At 69.2% G+C, this 14,899-nt stretch carries 17 protein-coding genes; 14 read left to right on the forward strand and 3 right to left on the reverse strand.

What is annotated here, in order from left to right; translation table 11 throughout:
* Positions 1-67 precede the first annotated feature (67 nt).
* The 4 genes from ACWF82_RS21435 to ACWF82_RS21450 all read left to right on the forward strand — a co-directional run bounded on the left by ACWF82_RS21435 (position 68) and on the right by ACWF82_RS21450 (position 4,297).
* On the forward strand, positions 68-802 hold the full coding sequence (locus ACWF82_RS21435; protein ID WP_452503637.1) for a sulfite exporter TauE/SafE family protein: 735 nt from the start codon (positions 68-70) through the stop codon (positions 800-802).
* 77 nt (positions 803-879) lie between these two features.
* Positions 880-1,662 carry an inositol monophosphatase family protein gene (locus ACWF82_RS21440; protein ID WP_452503639.1) on the forward strand — a complete coding sequence of 261 codons (783 nt, stop codon included), beginning with the start codon at positions 880-882 and terminating at the stop codon, positions 1,660-1,662.
* A 27-nt stretch (positions 1,663-1,689) separates the two neighbouring features.
* Positions 1,690-3,639, forward strand: coding sequence for a nucleotidyl transferase AbiEii/AbiGii toxin family protein (locus ACWF82_RS21445; RefSeq protein ID WP_452503641.1), 1,950 nt, complete (start codon positions 1,690-1,692; stop codon positions 3,637-3,639).
* A gap of 160 nt (positions 3,640-3,799) precedes the next feature.
* Complete coding sequence (locus ACWF82_RS21450) at positions 3,800-4,297, forward strand: hypothetical protein (RefSeq protein WP_452503643.1); 498 nt, start codon at positions 3,800-3,802, stop codon at positions 4,295-4,297.
* A gap of 74 nt (positions 4,298-4,371) precedes the next feature.
* Here the strand turns inward: ACWF82_RS21450 and ACWF82_RS21455 are convergent, their stop codons facing one another.
* Positions 4,372-4,986 carry a hypothetical protein gene (locus ACWF82_RS21455; protein ID WP_452503645.1) on the reverse strand — a complete coding sequence of 205 codons (615 nt, stop codon included), beginning with the start codon at positions 4,984-4,986 and terminating at the stop codon, positions 4,372-4,374.
* A 79-nt stretch (positions 4,987-5,065) separates the two neighbouring features.
* Between ACWF82_RS21455 and ACWF82_RS21460 the strand changes: the two genes are divergently transcribed.
* From ACWF82_RS21460 to ACWF82_RS21470, 3 genes are all read left to right on the forward strand, one after another.
* The gene (locus tag ACWF82_RS21460; RefSeq protein ID WP_452503647.1) at positions 5,066-5,887 is read left to right on the forward strand and encodes an acyl-CoA thioesterase; all 822 of its coding nucleotides are present in this window, start codon (positions 5,066-5,068) and stop codon (positions 5,885-5,887) included.
* Positions 5,888-6,331: 444 nt separating this feature from the next.
* Positions 6,332-6,952 (forward strand): pyridoxal 5'-phosphate synthase glutaminase subunit PdxT, encoded by a 621-nt coding sequence (gene pdxT / locus ACWF82_RS21465; RefSeq protein WP_452503649.1) that lies wholly within the window; start codon positions 6,332-6,334, stop codon positions 6,950-6,952.
* A 92-nt stretch (positions 6,953-7,044) separates the two neighbouring features.
* Positions 7,045-7,800: a YebC/PmpR family DNA-binding transcriptional regulator gene (locus ACWF82_RS21470; protein WP_452503651.1), complete on the forward strand. Its 756-nt coding sequence runs from the start codon at positions 7,045-7,047 to the stop codon at positions 7,798-7,800.
* Positions 7,801-7,861: 61 nt separating this feature from the next.
* Here the strand turns inward: ACWF82_RS21470 and ACWF82_RS21475 are convergent, their stop codons facing one another.
* On the reverse strand, positions 7,862-8,362 hold the full coding sequence (locus ACWF82_RS21475) for an SRPBCC domain-containing protein (protein ID WP_452503653.1): 501 nt from the start codon (positions 8,360-8,362) through the stop codon (positions 7,862-7,864).
* A 105-nt stretch (positions 8,363-8,467) separates the two neighbouring features.
* On the opposite strand from ACWF82_RS21475, the gene ACWF82_RS21480 reads away from it, so the two are divergent.
* From ACWF82_RS21480 to ACWF82_RS21500, 5 genes are all read left to right on the forward strand, one after another.
* Positions 8,468-8,977: an O-acetyl-ADP-ribose deacetylase gene (locus ACWF82_RS21480; protein WP_452503656.1), complete on the forward strand. Its 510-nt coding sequence runs from the start codon at positions 8,468-8,470 to the stop codon at positions 8,975-8,977.
* A gap of 173 nt (positions 8,978-9,150) precedes the next feature.
* On the forward strand, positions 9,151-9,720 hold the full coding sequence (gene ruvC, locus ACWF82_RS21485; RefSeq protein WP_189024891.1) for a crossover junction endodeoxyribonuclease RuvC: 570 nt from the start codon (positions 9,151-9,153) through the stop codon (positions 9,718-9,720).
* The gene (gene ruvA, locus ACWF82_RS21490; RefSeq protein ID WP_379032241.1) at positions 9,717-10,316 is read left to right on the forward strand and encodes a Holliday junction branch migration protein RuvA; all 600 of its coding nucleotides are present in this window, start codon (positions 9,717-9,719) and stop codon (positions 10,314-10,316) included. Before ruvC ends, ruvA begins: the two co-directional genes overlap by 4 nt.
* Positions 10,317-10,319: 3 nt before the next feature.
* Positions 10,320-11,414 carry a Holliday junction branch migration DNA helicase RuvB gene (gene ruvB / locus ACWF82_RS21495; protein ID WP_452503658.1) on the forward strand — a complete coding sequence of 365 codons (1,095 nt, stop codon included), beginning with the start codon at positions 10,320-10,322 and terminating at the stop codon, positions 11,412-11,414.
* 53 nt (positions 11,415-11,467) lie between these two features.
* The gene (locus ACWF82_RS21500; RefSeq protein ID WP_379311299.1) at positions 11,468-11,980 is read left to right on the forward strand and encodes a GtrA family protein; all 513 of its coding nucleotides are present in this window, start codon (positions 11,468-11,470) and stop codon (positions 11,978-11,980) included.
* 119 nt (positions 11,981-12,099) lie between these two features.
* On the opposite strand, the gene ACWF82_RS21505 is transcribed toward ACWF82_RS21500, so the two are convergent.
* Positions 12,100-12,678: a DivIVA domain-containing protein gene (locus tag ACWF82_RS21505; protein WP_452503660.1), complete on the reverse strand. Its 579-nt coding sequence runs from the start codon at positions 12,676-12,678 to the stop codon at positions 12,100-12,102.
* Positions 12,679-12,899: 221 nt separating this feature from the next.
* On the opposite strand from ACWF82_RS21505, the gene ACWF82_RS21510 reads away from it, so the two are divergent.
* Positions 12,900-14,387, forward strand: a complete 1,488-nt coding sequence (locus tag ACWF82_RS21510) for a flavin-containing monooxygenase (RefSeq protein ID WP_452503662.1) — start codon at positions 12,900-12,902, stop codon at positions 14,385-14,387.
* 156 nt (positions 14,388-14,543) lie between these two features.
* The gene (gene yajC, locus ACWF82_RS21515) at positions 14,544-14,885 is read left to right on the forward strand and encodes a preprotein translocase subunit YajC (protein ID WP_452503664.1); all 342 of its coding nucleotides are present in this window, start codon (positions 14,544-14,546) and stop codon (positions 14,883-14,885) included.
* The last annotated feature ends 14 nt before the right edge of the window (positions 14,886-14,899 follow it).

Genomic DNA, 14,899 nt, shown 5'->3' on the forward strand with positions numbered 1-14,899 from the left:
TGCGGCGGTCCCGGCGGCGGCACAACCCTGGGATTGCTCCCAGGTGGGCGTACCGTACAGTCGGTCTGTGACCGCGCTCGACTTCTTCTTGCTGGTCGTCGCGGGATTCTTCACCGGCCTGGTGGGGTTCGTCACCGGGATGGCCTCGATCGTCTCCTATCCGGCGCTGTTGGCTGTCGGGTTGCCGCCGGTCGCGGCCAATGTCACCAATACGGTCGCGATGGTGGCCGTCGGTGTCGGCGCCACCGCGAACTCGGGGCGCGAACTCACCGGGCGTGGCGCCACACTCGTGCGCTGGGCGGTGCTCTCGGCGATCGGTGGGCTGCTCGGCGCGCTCGCGCTGCTGGTCGCGCCCGCCGGTGCGTTCGAACTCGTCGTTCCGTTCCTGGTGGCCGCCGCCTCGATCGCGCTGGTGGTGCAGCCGTTGGTGCGCCGCCACGTGGGCGAACTGAACGCACCGTGGATCGTGCCGGCCGGCATTGTGCTCATCTCCGTCTACGGCGGGTACTTCGGCGCCGGGGCAGGCGTGATCTACCTGTCGATGATGCTGCTGTGCACCTCCGAATCCCTCTGGAGCGCATCGGTTCTCAAGAGTTTCCTGCTCGGCATCGCGAATCTGGTCGCCGCGGTCGGCTTCGCGGCGTTCGGTCCGGTGCACTGGTTGGCGGCGCTGGCGCTGGCGCTGGGCGCGCTGGCGGGCGGATGGTGTGGGCCGCCGGTGGTCAAGGTGATCCCGCCGAATCTGCTGCGGGTGGGTGTCGGTGTCGCGGGCCTCGGCCTGGCCGCCTACCTGGCTCGCTGACCCTGCCGGGTCCGATCGAGATGTGACCGGTACGTGTTCGCTCGCTGCGGGCCGCACTCGCCCGTACCGTGGAGACGGTGCACCACACGGATGTTGAAATCGCTATCCACGCAACAGAAGTCGCTTCGGAAGTAATCCGGTCCGCGTTTCACGGACCACTCACCCGGTACGAAAAAGTTGGCGATGATTTCGCCACCCAGGCCGATCTGGCCGCGGAGAAGGCCATCCTCGATGTGCTGGCCACGGCCTGTCCCGGCGACCGCTTCCTGGCCGAGGAATCGGGAGTGAGCGGGGCGGTGGGCAGCGACCGCACCTGGATGATCGATCCCCTCTGCGGCACCCGCAATTTCGCGGTAGGCACGCCGACCGTCGCGGTGAACGTGGCCCTGCGGACCGGTTCCACCGTCACCGCAGCCGCGGTCGGAGCTCCCTTCGCCGACGAGGTGTTCTGGACGGCCGGTCAGGGCGCCCACCTACGTGCCGACGGACACGATCAGCCGCTGCTACCCCAGTCCGAGAGCCGCCTCGTCGACGTCGATCTCGACCACCCCTTTCCCTGGTCGAGCCCCGCGAGCCTGTTCGACGCCCCCGGATTCGCCGGGGAATTCCATGCCCGCGTCCTGTCCACCTCACTGGCCCTGGCCTGGGTCGCGGCCGGGCGCCGCGCCGCCTACATCACCGGTGGAGATCTGCGCGACAGCGTCCATTTCGCCAGCGCCATCGCCGTCTGCCAGGCCGCGGGCTGCGTGGTCACCAACCTGGCCGGACAACCCCTGCACACCGAACCGCACGGCCTGATCGCCGCCGCCGACCCGGAAACCCACGGCCGCCTCGTCGCCGCGATCGCCGCCCTGCGCTGATCGGCGAGGCCGTGTGACGATGGGCGGGTGAGCACAGACGCCGACTTCCACGGCACCTTCGAAGTGCATCTGACCGTGCGCGCCGCCGACGCGGAAACCCTGTCGGCCGCCGAGGCTTTCGCGGTGCGCCGGGAGATGAAGTTCACCCACATCGTCCTCGCGCGCGGCCGTGTCGCCGATCAGCCGATGCTCACGCTGCGCCGGACCGGTGACCTCGCTCCGGTGGCCGAGGCGGCCGCGGCGGCGGCGCGGGAACTGGCGGCCGCCGGACTGCCGGTGATCCGGACGAAGATCGAGGTCCACCCGTGGGCGCGGGGAGTGCCGGTGACCGACAAGCAGGGCAGGGCCAGGGGGCCGCACCGGTACTTCGAGCACCACCTCAAACTGCTGCTGCCTCCGGATACCGCCGTGGCGGCGGTCGTGGCGGCCTGCGCCGGGTACAACGCGCATGTCTCGGCCAACGCCAGGCGGACCCGATCCGACGGCCGCGTCGAACGATTCGTGACGCAGCGGTGCCGCTCGGTCGGCAGGCACACCTCCGGCACCCTATTGCAGCTGCTGGAGTTGGCTCTGCGGGAGCATGGCTACGAGGTGCTGTCGCGGGAACACGAATACGTCGTCTACGACAGCGACGAATCGGTGGACGACGGCTGGCTGGACGGGGATCTGCCACCGGCGGAGCCGATCCCGTGGGAGCACTTCCGACTCGGACCGTGGCTGGGTGAGCAGCAGTGGGTACCCGGTCACGCGCCGCCTGCGGCGGCCGATGGATTCCCGGCGACGCTGGTTCCGGTGGTCGGCGAGGGAGTTCGGCAGCGGCCGGTCTTCGACCCCTCGGTGCAGGATCGGCAGTACGGGATGCGATTGAGCGAGCCGTATTTCGACGATCCGGCGGTCGCCGAGACCTGGCGCGCCGCGCGTCGCGCCGCGCTCGACCACGTGCTGGCCGCGGTCGCGGGCACCGCATGGGCGGAGCAGTTGATGGTGCGCGGCAGCGTGCTCCTGCGTGCCTGGTACGGCGCCGGCGCGCGGGAACCTGGCGACCTGGATTTCGTTGTGCTGACACCAGATTGGACGCTGGACGACCCGCGGACCACGACCATGCTCGACGACCTCGCCGCGGCGGCGCAGCAGACCTCGGCGCGGTCCGGCGGGATCGTCCGCATCGAGGCGGACGGGGCCGTCGCCGACGAGATCTGGACCTATGGCCGCGTACCCGGCCGCCGGCTCGTCCTGCCATGGCATACCACCGAGGCCGCGATCCCCGGCGGCACCGTGCAGCTGGACTTCGTATTCGGTGAAGTCCTGCCCGAGCCGCCGGTGCGCACCGAAGTGCCCCGAATCGGCACCGAGGGTCCCGGCGCGCTGCTGTACACGGCGAGCCCGCGACTGTCGCTGGCCTGGAAACTGCTGTGGCTGGCGAGTGACACCTACCCCGAGGGCAAAGACCTTTTCGACGCGGTGCTGCTGGCCGAACGCGCCGAACTGCCGTTCGAACTGTTCCGCGCCGTGATCGCGCCGTCCGCCCACGAACTCAGACCTGTCGTGGACTTCCTCGACGTGGCGCACTGGGCCGCGAAGGCCGACTGGACCGAATTCGCCAAAGATCATCCCGGGGTGGCCGACGATCACGACCGCTTTGTCTGGCGTCTGCTCACCGCGCTCACCCGAACCAGCAGAGACGATCTGGCCGCCGCCTACGATCGGTACGCCGCCGATTTCGCTCACTGGGCCGACCGCCTGCGCGTTGTGTACACCGACCGCGGGCTGACCGGTCTGGCCGCGGAGATGGACCGGCCTCCTCGGCCCACACTGTTTCGCCTGGTCGTGCTGCGTGAGGTCATCGGGCGCGATCGTTGCTCGCTCAGCGATGCCGCGGATCTGCTGGCGCAGTTGCCGATTCCCGAGGAATGCGAGCTGCCGACCCGCGTCGACCCGCACGTGATCGCCGTCGCATTGTCGGCCGCGCCCGCATGATCGACCCACGCCTCTCACAGACCACCGTTGCCCCGTTCTCAGAGTTTCCTCACCATCGCTGGGTAGCGTCCGGTGCCGTGGCATCGAGGCCTGCGTCGTGTGGCGCTGGTTCGTGCCGTCGCCCGGCAGGGCGAAGAGGACCCGACGTAAGGACGAGTGGATGAAGTTTGGTAGGACCGGACGTATCGCGATCGCGGGCCTGGCTGTGGTTGCGGCCCTTGGGCTGAGCGCGTGCAGCGACGACAAGGGTGACAAGCCCGCCGCGAAAACCACCACCAGCGCCAAGGTTTCGACCTCGGCCGCCGCGAACCTGCCCGCGGTGCCCACCGTCGAGGAGCTCAACGCGCAGCTCAACACCGCGCTCGACCCCTCGATCCCGAACGACCAGAAGCTCGACTTCGTGCAGGGTGGCGCTGCCGATCCCGAGCTTCCGAACCGCTTGGCGCAGGCAGCCAAGGACGCCAATGTGCAGGTGCAGGTCACCGAGGTGACCTCGTTCGGCGAGAGCGTCAACGCCAAGGCCAACTTCACGCTCAACGGTCAGACCAATGTCGTGGATGTGCCGTTCGTGGCCGAGGACGGCAAGTGGAAGGTCCAGAAGTCGTGGGCCTGCGGCATGCTGACCAACCTGGGTCAGCAGTCGGTCGCCTGCGCCTGATCTCGCAGCACAGGGCCCCGGCCGGAATCTGTTCCGGCCGGGGCCTTTCGCGTATCCGGGTGTGCGACAGCCGGTTACGTGCCGACCCGCAACGCGGCCCGGTCGGGATGGTCCCAGCGCAGCGTCCACGTGGCGGTCTCGGGATTGTCGGTGGCGTGATCGCGCAGGGCGGGCAGCGTCCAGTGCTGATCGGGTGGGGTGCGGCGCAGCGCCGCCTGCTCGCTCAGTTCCAGGCGCACGGTGAGGTCGACGTCGAGGCCGCGGCCCAGCAGCATCGGTCCGGCCAGGACGAGTACCAGGTCGGCCGGAGCCGTGCGGACCGCCGCCCGTGCCGATCGATCGCGGTCCTCGTCCCAGAGGGCGGGCAGCCAGCGGCCGGACGACCGCAGCGCGCCCAGGATCTCGCGGCGCACCGCGTCGTAGTCGAACCAGGCTGTGCGATAGGACCATTCGTCATCGCGTCCGTATTCCATCCGCAGTGACGCGGGCCGAACGAAGTCGTGCAGTGACACCACCGCCGCCGACCTGCCCCGCGCGGACAGCGTGTCGGCGATCCGCCGGGCCAGCTCGACCGGCGCCGCGGCATCGGCGCCGTCGACGGCGAGCACGCGCCGCCCTGGCAACTCGGCCAGGCGGTCGGCGACGATTCCGGCCATGGCGGCGGGGGAGGTGGGCGTGAACGACGGCACCGCACTATCACAGCAAATTCCGCGGCCCAGCGCCGAGCCGGACAGAACGGGCGGTCGGCGACGGGATAATCTCGAGCGCATGGCGACTATCGAAGAGGCGCTCGAGATCGAGCAGCTGGAACGGGACATCTTCCGTGGTGCGGCCACCGAATCCCAGCTGACGCGCACCTTCGGCGGTCAGGTCGCGGGCCGGGCGCTGGTCTCGGCGGTGCGGACCGTCGACCACTCGTTCCAGGTGCACTCGCTGCACGGCTACTTCCTGCGGCCGGGCAACCCCGAGGAACCCACGGTCTACCTGGTGGAGCGCATTCGTGACGGCCGGTCCTTCTGCACCCGCCGGGTTACCGGCGTGCAGGACGGGCAGGCGATCTTCATGATGTCGGCGTCGTTCCACCGCGGCGACGAAGGGCCGGAGCATCAGGACGTGATGCCCGAGGTCGAAGGGCCGGACCTGCTGCCCGATGCCAGCGTCACCATGAGTCCCGAGCGGCTGTGGGCGATGCGGGAGTGGGAGCACTGGGACATCCGCACGGTCCCGTCGGACCAGGTCGCCCAGCGCGAGGGCTACGTCTCCCAGCAGCAGGTGTGGTTCCGGTACCGCCACAAGCTGCCCGACGACCCGCTGTTCCACGTCTGCACCCTCGCCTACATGAGCGATATGACGCTGCTCGGCTCGTCGAAGGTGGCCCACCCCGGCGAACCGACCCAGGACGCCTCGCTCGATCACGCCATGTGGTTCCTGCGCCCGTTCCGCGCCGACGAATGGCTGCTCTACGACCAGTCCTCGCCCTCGGCCGGTTTCGGCCGCGCGCTCACCGGCGGCAAGATCTGGGATCGCGAGGGCAATCTGGTCGCCGCGGTCGTCCAGGAGGGCCTGATCCGGACGCCGCGCCACAAATAGCGGTGCGACGGGTCCGCCGACGGTCGCGTCGCTGTCCTCGAGCAGGACCAGGCGCACCTCGGGAATGCCCGATCCTGGTGCAGGCGTTGCGGATGCGCTCCATCCCGACCATCTGCGCGGTGTTGCCGGCCAGCACCGCCAGGAAGTCACCGGCAGGGTCATGCCGAGGCCGAGACCACCCGCGGTGGCGGCACCAGCACGATCGCCTCGGGGCCGTGGGAGACCGATGCCATCGCGTCCAGGGACAGACCGGCCAGCCCGGTCGAGACGATGAGCCCGCGGCGGTGCGGGACGATCGGCGCAGGTCCGGGGCTCCTGCGCGGCAGAAGCGCAATCGCCCTTGTGGGTGCCGACCTGTCCGGCGCGAATGCACCCGGTGTCGACGCAACCTTGACGGTGACCGTGAGCGGGCGCACACCGGCGCGGCTCGTAAGCTCAGCGCCTGTGAACGCATCCTCCGCTGCCGCCCGGCCGACCATCGGCGTCCTCGCGCTCCAGGGAGACGTGCGCGAACATGTTGCCGCGCTGGAACACTGTGGCGCCGACGCGGTGCTGGTGCGCCGGGAATCCGAACTGGCCGCCGTCGAGGGACTGGTGCTGCCCGGTGGTGAGTCGACCGCCATCTCCAAGCTGCTGGTGGCCTTCGAGCTGCTCGAACCGCTGCGCGCGCGATTGCGCGACGGGATGCCCGCCTTCGGCTCCTGCGCGGGCATGATCCTGCTGGCCTCGGAGGTGCTCGACACCAGGGCCGACGCCCAGCATCTGTCCGGCATCGATATGACGGTGCGCCGCAACGCCTTCGGCCGCCAGGTCGACTCCTTCGAGACCGATCTCGACTTCACCGGCCTCGACACACCGGTGCGGGCCGTGTTCATCCGCGCGCCGTGGGTCGAGCGGGTCGGTGACGGCGTCGAGGTGCTGGCGCGGGTGCCGCACGGTCCGGCGCAGGGCCGCATCGTCGCCGCGCGGCAGGGCAATGTCGTGGCGACCTCGTTCCATCCCGAGGTCACGGGCGATCTGCGAGTGCACGAACTGTTCGTGGACCTGGTGCGCAAGGCTCGGTGAACGCCCGCGTCCACGGTCGTGCGCGGTCCGAGTAGGCTGGATCGAGCTTGTCCGCCCGGGCAGACGCGCAACCGACCTGAAGGAAGTAGGGCATGAGCGGCCACTCCAAATGGGCCACCACCAAGCACAAGAAGGCGGGAATCGACGCCAAGCGCGGCAAACTCTTCGCCAAGCTGATCAAGAACATCGAGGTGGCGGCCCGCACTGGTGGTAGTGACCCTGCGGGCAATCCGACGCTGTACGACGCCATCCAGAAGGCGAAGAAGTCGTCGGTCCCCAACGACAACATCGAGCGCGCCCGCAAGCGCGGCGGCGGCGAGGAAGCCGGCGGCGCCGACTGGCAGACGATCATGTACGAGGGCTACGGCCCCAACGGTGTCGCCGTGCTGATCGAGTGCCTCACCGACAACCGCAACCGCGCCGCGGGCGAGGTCCGCGTGGCGATGACCCGCAACGGCGGCAACATGGCCGACCCGGGTTCGGTGTCGTACCTGTTCGGCCGCAAGGGCGTGGTGACCCTCGACAAGAACGGCCTGTCCGAGGACGACATCCTCGAGCACGTTCTCGACGCGGGCGCCGAAGAGGTCAACGACCTGGGTGAGTCCTTCGAGATCATCAGCGAGCCCGGCGATCTGATCGCCGTGCGCAGCGCACTGCAGGCCGCGGGCATCGACTACGACTCCGCCGAGTCCGGCTTCCAGGCGTCGGTGTCGGTCGCGGTCGACGCCGAGGGTGCCCGCAAGGTGCTCAAGCTGGTCGACGCGCTCGAGGACAGCGACGACGTGCAGAACGTCTACACCAACGTCGACATCTCCGACGAGGTCGCCGCCGAGCTCGACGACGAGTAGATCAGGCAGTACCGCGCAACCGCCCCGGCCGTGACATCGGCTGGGGCGGTTCGTGTTTCGGCTAGGACACGCGCTGCTGGTAGTAGCCGGCCATGGCCGGGTAGTAGTCGGCGAAGTCCGGTCGCTCGGTGTGTGTGCAGGCGGCGACGAACATGTCCGCGTAGTACTCCCAGCCCGGACCGATCTGCGGGATCTCGGCCAGCTGGTACTCCGAGGTGAGGTGGTGGACCAGACGCACCTCGGTGGCCGCCCCGGTGTCGAGCAGCGTCACCTCCAGCTGCCACACCCCGATCTGGTCGGTCGAGGATAGGGCGAGATGGATCGGCGGCGTGCAGTCGTCGATGTTCATCCCGGTCCACGGCTCGCCCTCCTCGAACCGCATCTGCACGCTGATGGTGTTGCCGGTGCCCGCGTCGCCCTCCCAGGTGCCGTACCAGGCCACGGTCAGGTGCGGATCGGTCAACCGTGCCCAGACCTCCTCGATCGGCAGACCCAAGGAGCGGGTGATCACCAGATCCCGGCCGTCGGATGTCGGCAGGACCTCGCCGGTGGGTGTGGGCATGCGCGGTTCTCCTCGGCTCGGGTGGAGCGACGATCGGCGACGGTGTCGACGGTACGCCGCGATATCCGGTGGTGTCGTGCACGACCCGGCCAGCACAATGGGCCGATGACACGAATCGAGGCGGTACGCGGGGACATCACCGAACAGCAGGTGGACGCGGTGGTCAACGCCGCCAACTCCTCGCTGCTCGGCGGTGGCGGCGTCGACGGCGCGATCCACCGCAAGGGTGGGCCCGAGATCCTGTCCGCGTGCCGTGACCTGCGCGCCTCGCACTACGGGAAGGGCCTGGCGACCGGTCGGGCGGTGGCGACGACCGCGGGACGGCTGCCCGCGCGCTGGGTGATCCACACCGTCGGACCGGTGTGGTCTGCCACCGAAGACCGCTCGGACCTGCTCGCCTCGTGCTATCGCGAATCCCTGCGCGTGGCAGACGAACTGGGCGCCCGGACGGTGGCCTTTCCCGCGATCTCCACCGGCATCTTCGGCTGGCCGATGGACGACGGCGCCCGCATCGCCGTCGAGACCGTCCGATCCGCCGGCACCGCGGTCGAGCACGTGCGATTCGTCCTGTTCGACGACCGGGCACTCACGGTCTTCCTCGCGGCACTGACCTAGCCGGAGCTGCCGGATCCTGCGTGACGGAAAGGTTCTCGACGCCGAACGACCGCTGGAGCCGGATCGGGTCCAGGCTCGGCGGTCGCGCCGGGGCGTTCGTGTCGCTGGGCGGTGGCCGCGGCGGCATGCTCTAGACTTTCGAACAATTGTTCGTGTCTTCGAAGGGGCTGCCGGTGCGGGTGATGGGCGTCGATCCCGGGCTCACCCGGTGCGGGCTCAGCATGGTGGACAGTGGGCCGGGGCGTAAGGTCGTCGCGCTCGATGTCGGGGTGGTGCGAACACCGCCGGAGGCGGAGCTGGCGCTGCGGCTGATGGCGGTCGCCGATGCCGCCGAGGAGTGGATGGATACGCACCGTCCCGAGGCCGTCGCCATCGAACGAGTCTTCGCCCAGCACAACGTGCGAACCGCGATGGGGACGGCGCAGGCGGGTGGCGTGATCGCGCTGGCCGCGGCACGGCGCGGGATCAAGGTCGCCTTCCACACACCCAGTGAGGTGAAGGCCGCGGTCACCGGCAACGGCACCGCCGACAAGGCACAGGTCACCGCCATGGTGACCCGGATTCTCGGGTTGCAGGTCGCCCCGAAACCGGCCGACGCCGCCGACGCGCTCGCCCTGGCGATCTGTCATTGTTGGCGGGCGCCGCTGATGGACCGGATGGCGGCCGCGCAAGCGCAGGCGGACGAGGTCCGCCGCCGCTACGAACAACGGCTGGCCGAACAACGGAAGGTGGTGCGCGGGTGATCGCGTCGGTACGCGGCGAGGTACTCGAGATCGCGCTCGACCATGTGGTGATCGAAGCCGCGGGGGTCGGGTACCGGCTCAATGTCACGCCGGCGACGCTGGCCGGGCTCAGTCGCGGGGAGGAAGCCCGGCTGTACACGGCGATGATCGTGCGCGAGGACTCGATGACGCTGTTCGGCTTCGCCGACACCGAGGCCCGCGACCTGTTCGGCCTGCTGCAGACCGTCTCCGGCGTCGGCCCGCGGCTGGCGATGGCCGTGCTGGCCGTGCTCGAGCCCGAGGCGCTGCGGAAAGCGCTGGCCGAGAGCAATGTCGCCGCGCTGACCAGGGTCCCCGGCATCGGCAAGCGCGGTGCCGAACGCATGGTCGTCGAACTGCGCGACAAGGTGAACCTGGTGCCGGTGCCAGCGGGCCCGCCCGGTGCGCAGGTCCCGGTCACGCCGGTGCGCGAGCAGGTCGCCGAGGCGCTCATCGGCCTCGGTTTCCCCGCGAAACAGGCCGAACAGGCCGTCGACACCGTGCTGGCCGACCAGCCCGCCGCCACCACCTCCGTTGCCCTGCGCGCAGCCCTCGGCCTGCTCGGTAAGAACAGGTAGGTCATGGACGACTTCGGCACCGACGACTTCGAGACCGACGAATCCGCGCTCACCGCACGGTATCTGCACTCCGACGGCGAAGCCGAGACCGGCCTGCGCCCCACCTCGCTCGACGACTTCATCGGCCAGCCCCGGGTCCGCGAACAGCTCGCCCTGGTGCTGCGCGGCGCTCAACAGCGCGGCGCCACTCCCGACCATGTCCTGCTGTCGGGCCCGCCCGGCCTCGGCAAGACCAGCATGGCGATGATCATCGCCGCCGAGCTCGGCACCGCCCTGCGCATCACCTCAGGACCCGCCCTGGAACGCGCGGGCGATCTCGCCGCCATGCTGTCGAACCTGGTCGAAGGCGATGTGCTGTTCATCGACGAGATCCACCGGATGGCCCGCCCCGCCGAGGAGATGCTGTACCTGGCGATGGAGGACTTCCGCGTCGACGTGGTGGTCGGCAAGGGTCCGGGCGCCACCTCGATCCCGCTCGACATCGCTCCCTTCACCCTGGTCGGCGCGACCACCAGGTCGGGCGCGCTCACCGGCCCGCTGCGCGACCGCTTCGGCTTCACCGGTCACATGGATTTCTACGAACCCGGCGAACTGCTGCGGATCCTGCAGCGCTCGGCCCGCATCCTCGGCGTGCGGATCGACCACGACGCCGCCGCCGAGGTGGCCGGACGCTCGCGCGGCACGCCACGCATCGCCAACCGCCTGCTGCGCCGCGTGCGCGACTTCGCCGAGGTCAGGGCAGACGGCGTGATCACCCATCCGATCGCGATGGCGGCGCTCGAGGTCTACGACGTCGACGCGCTCGGCCTCGACCGGCTCGACCGTGCCGTCCTCGGCGCGCTGGTGCGCGGTTTCGGCGGGGGACCGGTGGGTGTGTCCACGCTCGCGGTCGCCGTCGGCGAGGAAGCGGCCACCGTGGAAGAGGTGTGCGAACCGTTCCTGGTGCGCGCCGGACTGGTCGCCCGCACACCGCGCGGCCGGGTCGCCACCGCCGCCGCGTGGGAGCACCTCGGGCTGGTGCCGCCGCCGGATCTGGTCATCGGCGCCATCGAAGTGCGTGGCCGCGAACCACACCCGAGCATGGATCTGCTCGACTGAGCCGGGCGACACCGGGCGGGCACGGTGCCGGATCGTCGTCTACTGTCGGCCCTGTGGCAGTCCATGCGGTGGTGCAGCGCCTTCCCGAGCCGTTGCGTTCCCTGCTCCTGAAGCATCGGGAGCTCCTGAAGTTCGCGGTGGTCGGCGGGATCACCTGGTTCATCGACACCGGCGTCGTGTACGCGGTGAAGCTGACCGTGCTCGGCGACAAGCCGCTGACCGCGCGGTTGCTCGGCGCGCTGATCGCGACGATCGCCTCCTACATCCTCAACCGCGAATGGTCCTTCCGCACCCGCGGCGGCAGGCAGCGCAGTCACGAGGCCGCGCTGTTCTTCACGATCAGCGCCCTCGGCATCGGCGTCACCATGATTCCGCAGGCGATCTCGCTGTACGTGCTGAATCTGCGTGTGCCGCACGTGGATCCGGTGGTGCAGGCGGTCGCCAACTTCGTGTCCGGGCAGATTCTCGGCGTGCTGCTGGCGATGGCGTTCCGCTTCTGGGCGTTCCGGCGCTACGTCTTCCCCGACGACCTGCGCGAAGCCGAACTGCACAGCATCCAGGGCTGAGCAGTATCGTCGGCGGCTGGTGCCGCGGGTTCTCGGCCTGTTCCCTCGATCTTCCCTCCCGCCGGGCACTCCTTCGTCGCACCCTCTGGTCAGTCCAGATCGAGGCGGCCGAGAACCGCTCAGTGCCTGTGCTCGGCGTGCTCGAGCGCGGTGATCACCAGATCGATGAACGCGTCCACTTCCTCGCGGGAGTACCCGCGGGTGCCCAGCCGGGTGTCGGTGAACCGGACGCCGCGCACGTCTTCCGAGGTCAGGCTGCCCGGACCGTTGTGGGCCAGCGTCGCGGCGACCAGATCGAGGAACGCGTCGACCTCTTCCTCGTGGTATCCGCGCCTGCCTACCGCCGACTGGCTGAACCGCATGCGGTGCACGTCGTCGGGGGTGAGCATCTCGGCGACATCGTCGCCGAGCCGGGCCGCCGGCACCGGGGCGCCGCCCTTCTGGCGGTATTCGAGTTCGGTCCTGACCCGGTCGAGGAAGTCGTCGACCTGATCGGCCTGATAGCCGCGGCCGCCGAAACGCGGTGCGCCGAAATGCACGTGACGGATGTCGTCGGCGGTGAGGACGCCCTGTCCGTCGAGGGTGGCCGAGACCAGTTCCAGGAACGCGTCGACTTCCTCCGCGTGGTAGCCGCGATGTCCCAGGGTCGGCATGGCGAAGTGGGTGCGGCTCACGTCGTCGGGCGTCACAGCCGTCATTGTGTCAGGATTGCCCTTCTATCCCACGGGTTTTCGTCATCGCGCGGCAACTCGGACGCCGTCGATGAACAGCCGCCGTATCGCGTGACTGTACACCGTCATCAGCGCTGGATCCGGGGGTTCGCATGCCGTGCGCGATGCCCGCCACCACCACCCCCATCGCCACCGACGGAATGATGTGTCATTCTGTAACAGACACCTGATGTATGTGGAGGTTCGGCGTGGCACCTCAGTTGGACGCGGTCGTGGTCGGGGCAGGATTCGGCGGCATGGGCGCCGGTATCGAGCTCGACCGGCTCGGACTGCGTGACTTCGTGATTCTGGAGCGCGAGGACGACCTCGGCGGTACCTGGCATGTGAATCGGTATCCCGGCCTCGCGGTCGACATCGCCTCGGTCACCTACTCCTACTCCTTCGAGCCGAATCCGCACTGGACCCGGCTGTTCGCCCCCGGCGCCGAGCTCAAGAAGTACGCCGAGCACGTCGCCGACAAGTACGACCTGCGCAGGCGGATGCGGTTCGGCACCACCGTCGACGGTGCTCGCTGGGACGAGGACAACCAGCAGTGGGTGGTCTCGATCGCCGGCGGGCAGACCCTCACGGCGCGCTACCTGCTCGCGGCGACGGGTTTCCTGTCCCAGCCCTACACCCCGCCGTTCCCCGGCATCGAGTCCTTCGCGGGCAAGATCATCCACACCACCGACTGGGACGCCGGCTACGACCTGACCGGTCGCAAGGCCGCCATCATCGGCACCGGCGCCACCGCGGTCCAGCTCGTGCCCGAGGTGGCCAAGAAGGTCGACGCGCTGACCGTCTTCCAGCGCACGCCCATCTGGGTGGTGCCCAAGGTCGACGCCCCGATCCCCGGCGTCGTCCAGGAGATGTTCGCCAAGCTGCCGCTCACCCAGAAGGCGGCCCGGCTGGTCAACACGGGCATGCTCGAGGCGCTGATGGTCGTCGGCGTGCTGCACTACGCGCAGGCCAAACCGCTGAACAAGGCGGCCGCCGCGCTGGCCAAGGCGCACCTGTTCGCGCAGGTCCGCGACAAGGACACCAGGGCCAAGCTCACCCCGCACTACGACTTCGGCTGTAAGCGCCCGACCTTCTCCAACCAGTACTTCAAGACGTTCAACGCACCGCACGTGCGGCTGGAGACGAACTCGATCGACCATGTCGAACCCGACGGCATCGTCACCGCCGACGGGCACAAGACCGAGATCGACACCCTGCTGCTGGCCACCGGCTTCAACCTGTGGGACGTGAACTTCCCGGCCATCGAGATCGTCGGCCGCGACGGGGTGAATCTCGGAAAGTTCTGGCGCGACAACCGTTTCCAGGCCTACGAGGGCATCACCGTGCCCAAGTTCCCCAACTTCCTCAGCCTCAACAGCCCCTATTCCTACAGCGGGCTGTCCTACTTCACCACCATCGAGGCCCAGATGAAGCACATGGGCAGGTTGTTCACCGAGCTGTTCCGGCGCGGGGAGCGGACCTTCGAGGTCACCGAGCGGGCCAACGCCGAGTTCCTCGACCGGGTCACCGGCAAGCTGGGCAGTTCGGTCTTCTACGGCGGCGACTGTGCCACCGCGCGCAGCTACTACTTCAACCAGCACGGTGAAGCGGCGCTGCTGCGCCCGACCAGCACCGCCAACGCGCACCGCGAGGCGGTCACCTTCCCCCTCGACGACTACACCTACGGCCGCGCCTGAGCGGCCGCGGCGCACCACCCGGCCCCGGTTCGCGTCATCGCGGACCGGGGCCGTTTTCCCTCGCGCGTCGGTGTCCGGTGTGTCGCCGCGGCGGGGAACTGGCAGACTGTCAGGCGTACTTGCACGTCCACCACTGACTAGGGACTGACTTCGACGATGGACTTCCTGTTTCCGCTGCTGATCCTCGCCCTGCTCGTGCCGATGTTCTTCGGTATCCGCAAACAGAAGCGGGAGGCCGAGAAGGTCTCGAGCATGCAGGAGGGTCTGAAGGTCGGTGACCAGGTCATCACCACGTCGGGCCTGTACGGCACCGTCGTAGACCTCGACGACACCACCGTCGACCTGGAGATCGCCGAGGAGGTCGTGACCACCTGGCTGCGCCAGGCGATCCGTGAGGTGCGTGCCGAGGAGCAGGCGGCCGAGGAAGCCACCGCCGCGACCGACGCCCCCGTCGAGGAGTCCGCGGATCAGACCGAGACCCGGCTGACCAAGGACTGATCACTCCCGTCATC

Source organism: Nocardia sp. NPDC055053, from assembly GCF_053608285.1.

Excerpts from the sequence above, each read along its gene's own strand:
- ACWF82_RS21450 (WP_452503643.1), top strand. The coding sequence starts at position 3,800 with ATGAAGTTTGGTAGGACCGGACGTATCGCGATCGCGGGCCTGGCTGTG.
- ACWF82_RS21460 (WP_452503647.1), top strand. The coding sequence starts at position 5,066 with ATGGCGACTATCGAAGAGGCGCTCGAGATCGAGCAGCTGGAACGGGAC.
- ACWF82_RS21470 (WP_452503651.1), top strand. The coding sequence starts at position 7,045 with ATGAGCGGCCACTCCAAATGGGCCACCACCAAGCACAAGAAGGCGGGA.
- ACWF82_RS21475 (WP_452503653.1), bottom strand. The coding sequence starts at position 8,362 with ATGCCCACACCCACCGGCGAGGTCCTGCCGACATCCGACGGCCGGGAT.
- ACWF82_RS21480 (WP_452503656.1), top strand. The coding sequence starts at position 8,468 with ATGACACGAATCGAGGCGGTACGCGGGGACATCACCGAACAGCAGGTG.
- ruvB (WP_452503658.1), top strand. The coding sequence starts at position 10,320 with ATGGACGACTTCGGCACCGACGACTTCGAGACCGACGAATCCGCGCTC.
- ACWF82_RS21505 (WP_452503660.1), bottom strand. The coding sequence starts at position 12,678 with ATGACGGCTGTGACGCCCGACGACGTGAGCCGCACCCACTTCGCCATG.
- yajC (WP_452503664.1), top strand. The coding sequence starts at position 14,544 with ATGGACTTCCTGTTTCCGCTGCTGATCCTCGCCCTGCTCGTGCCGATG.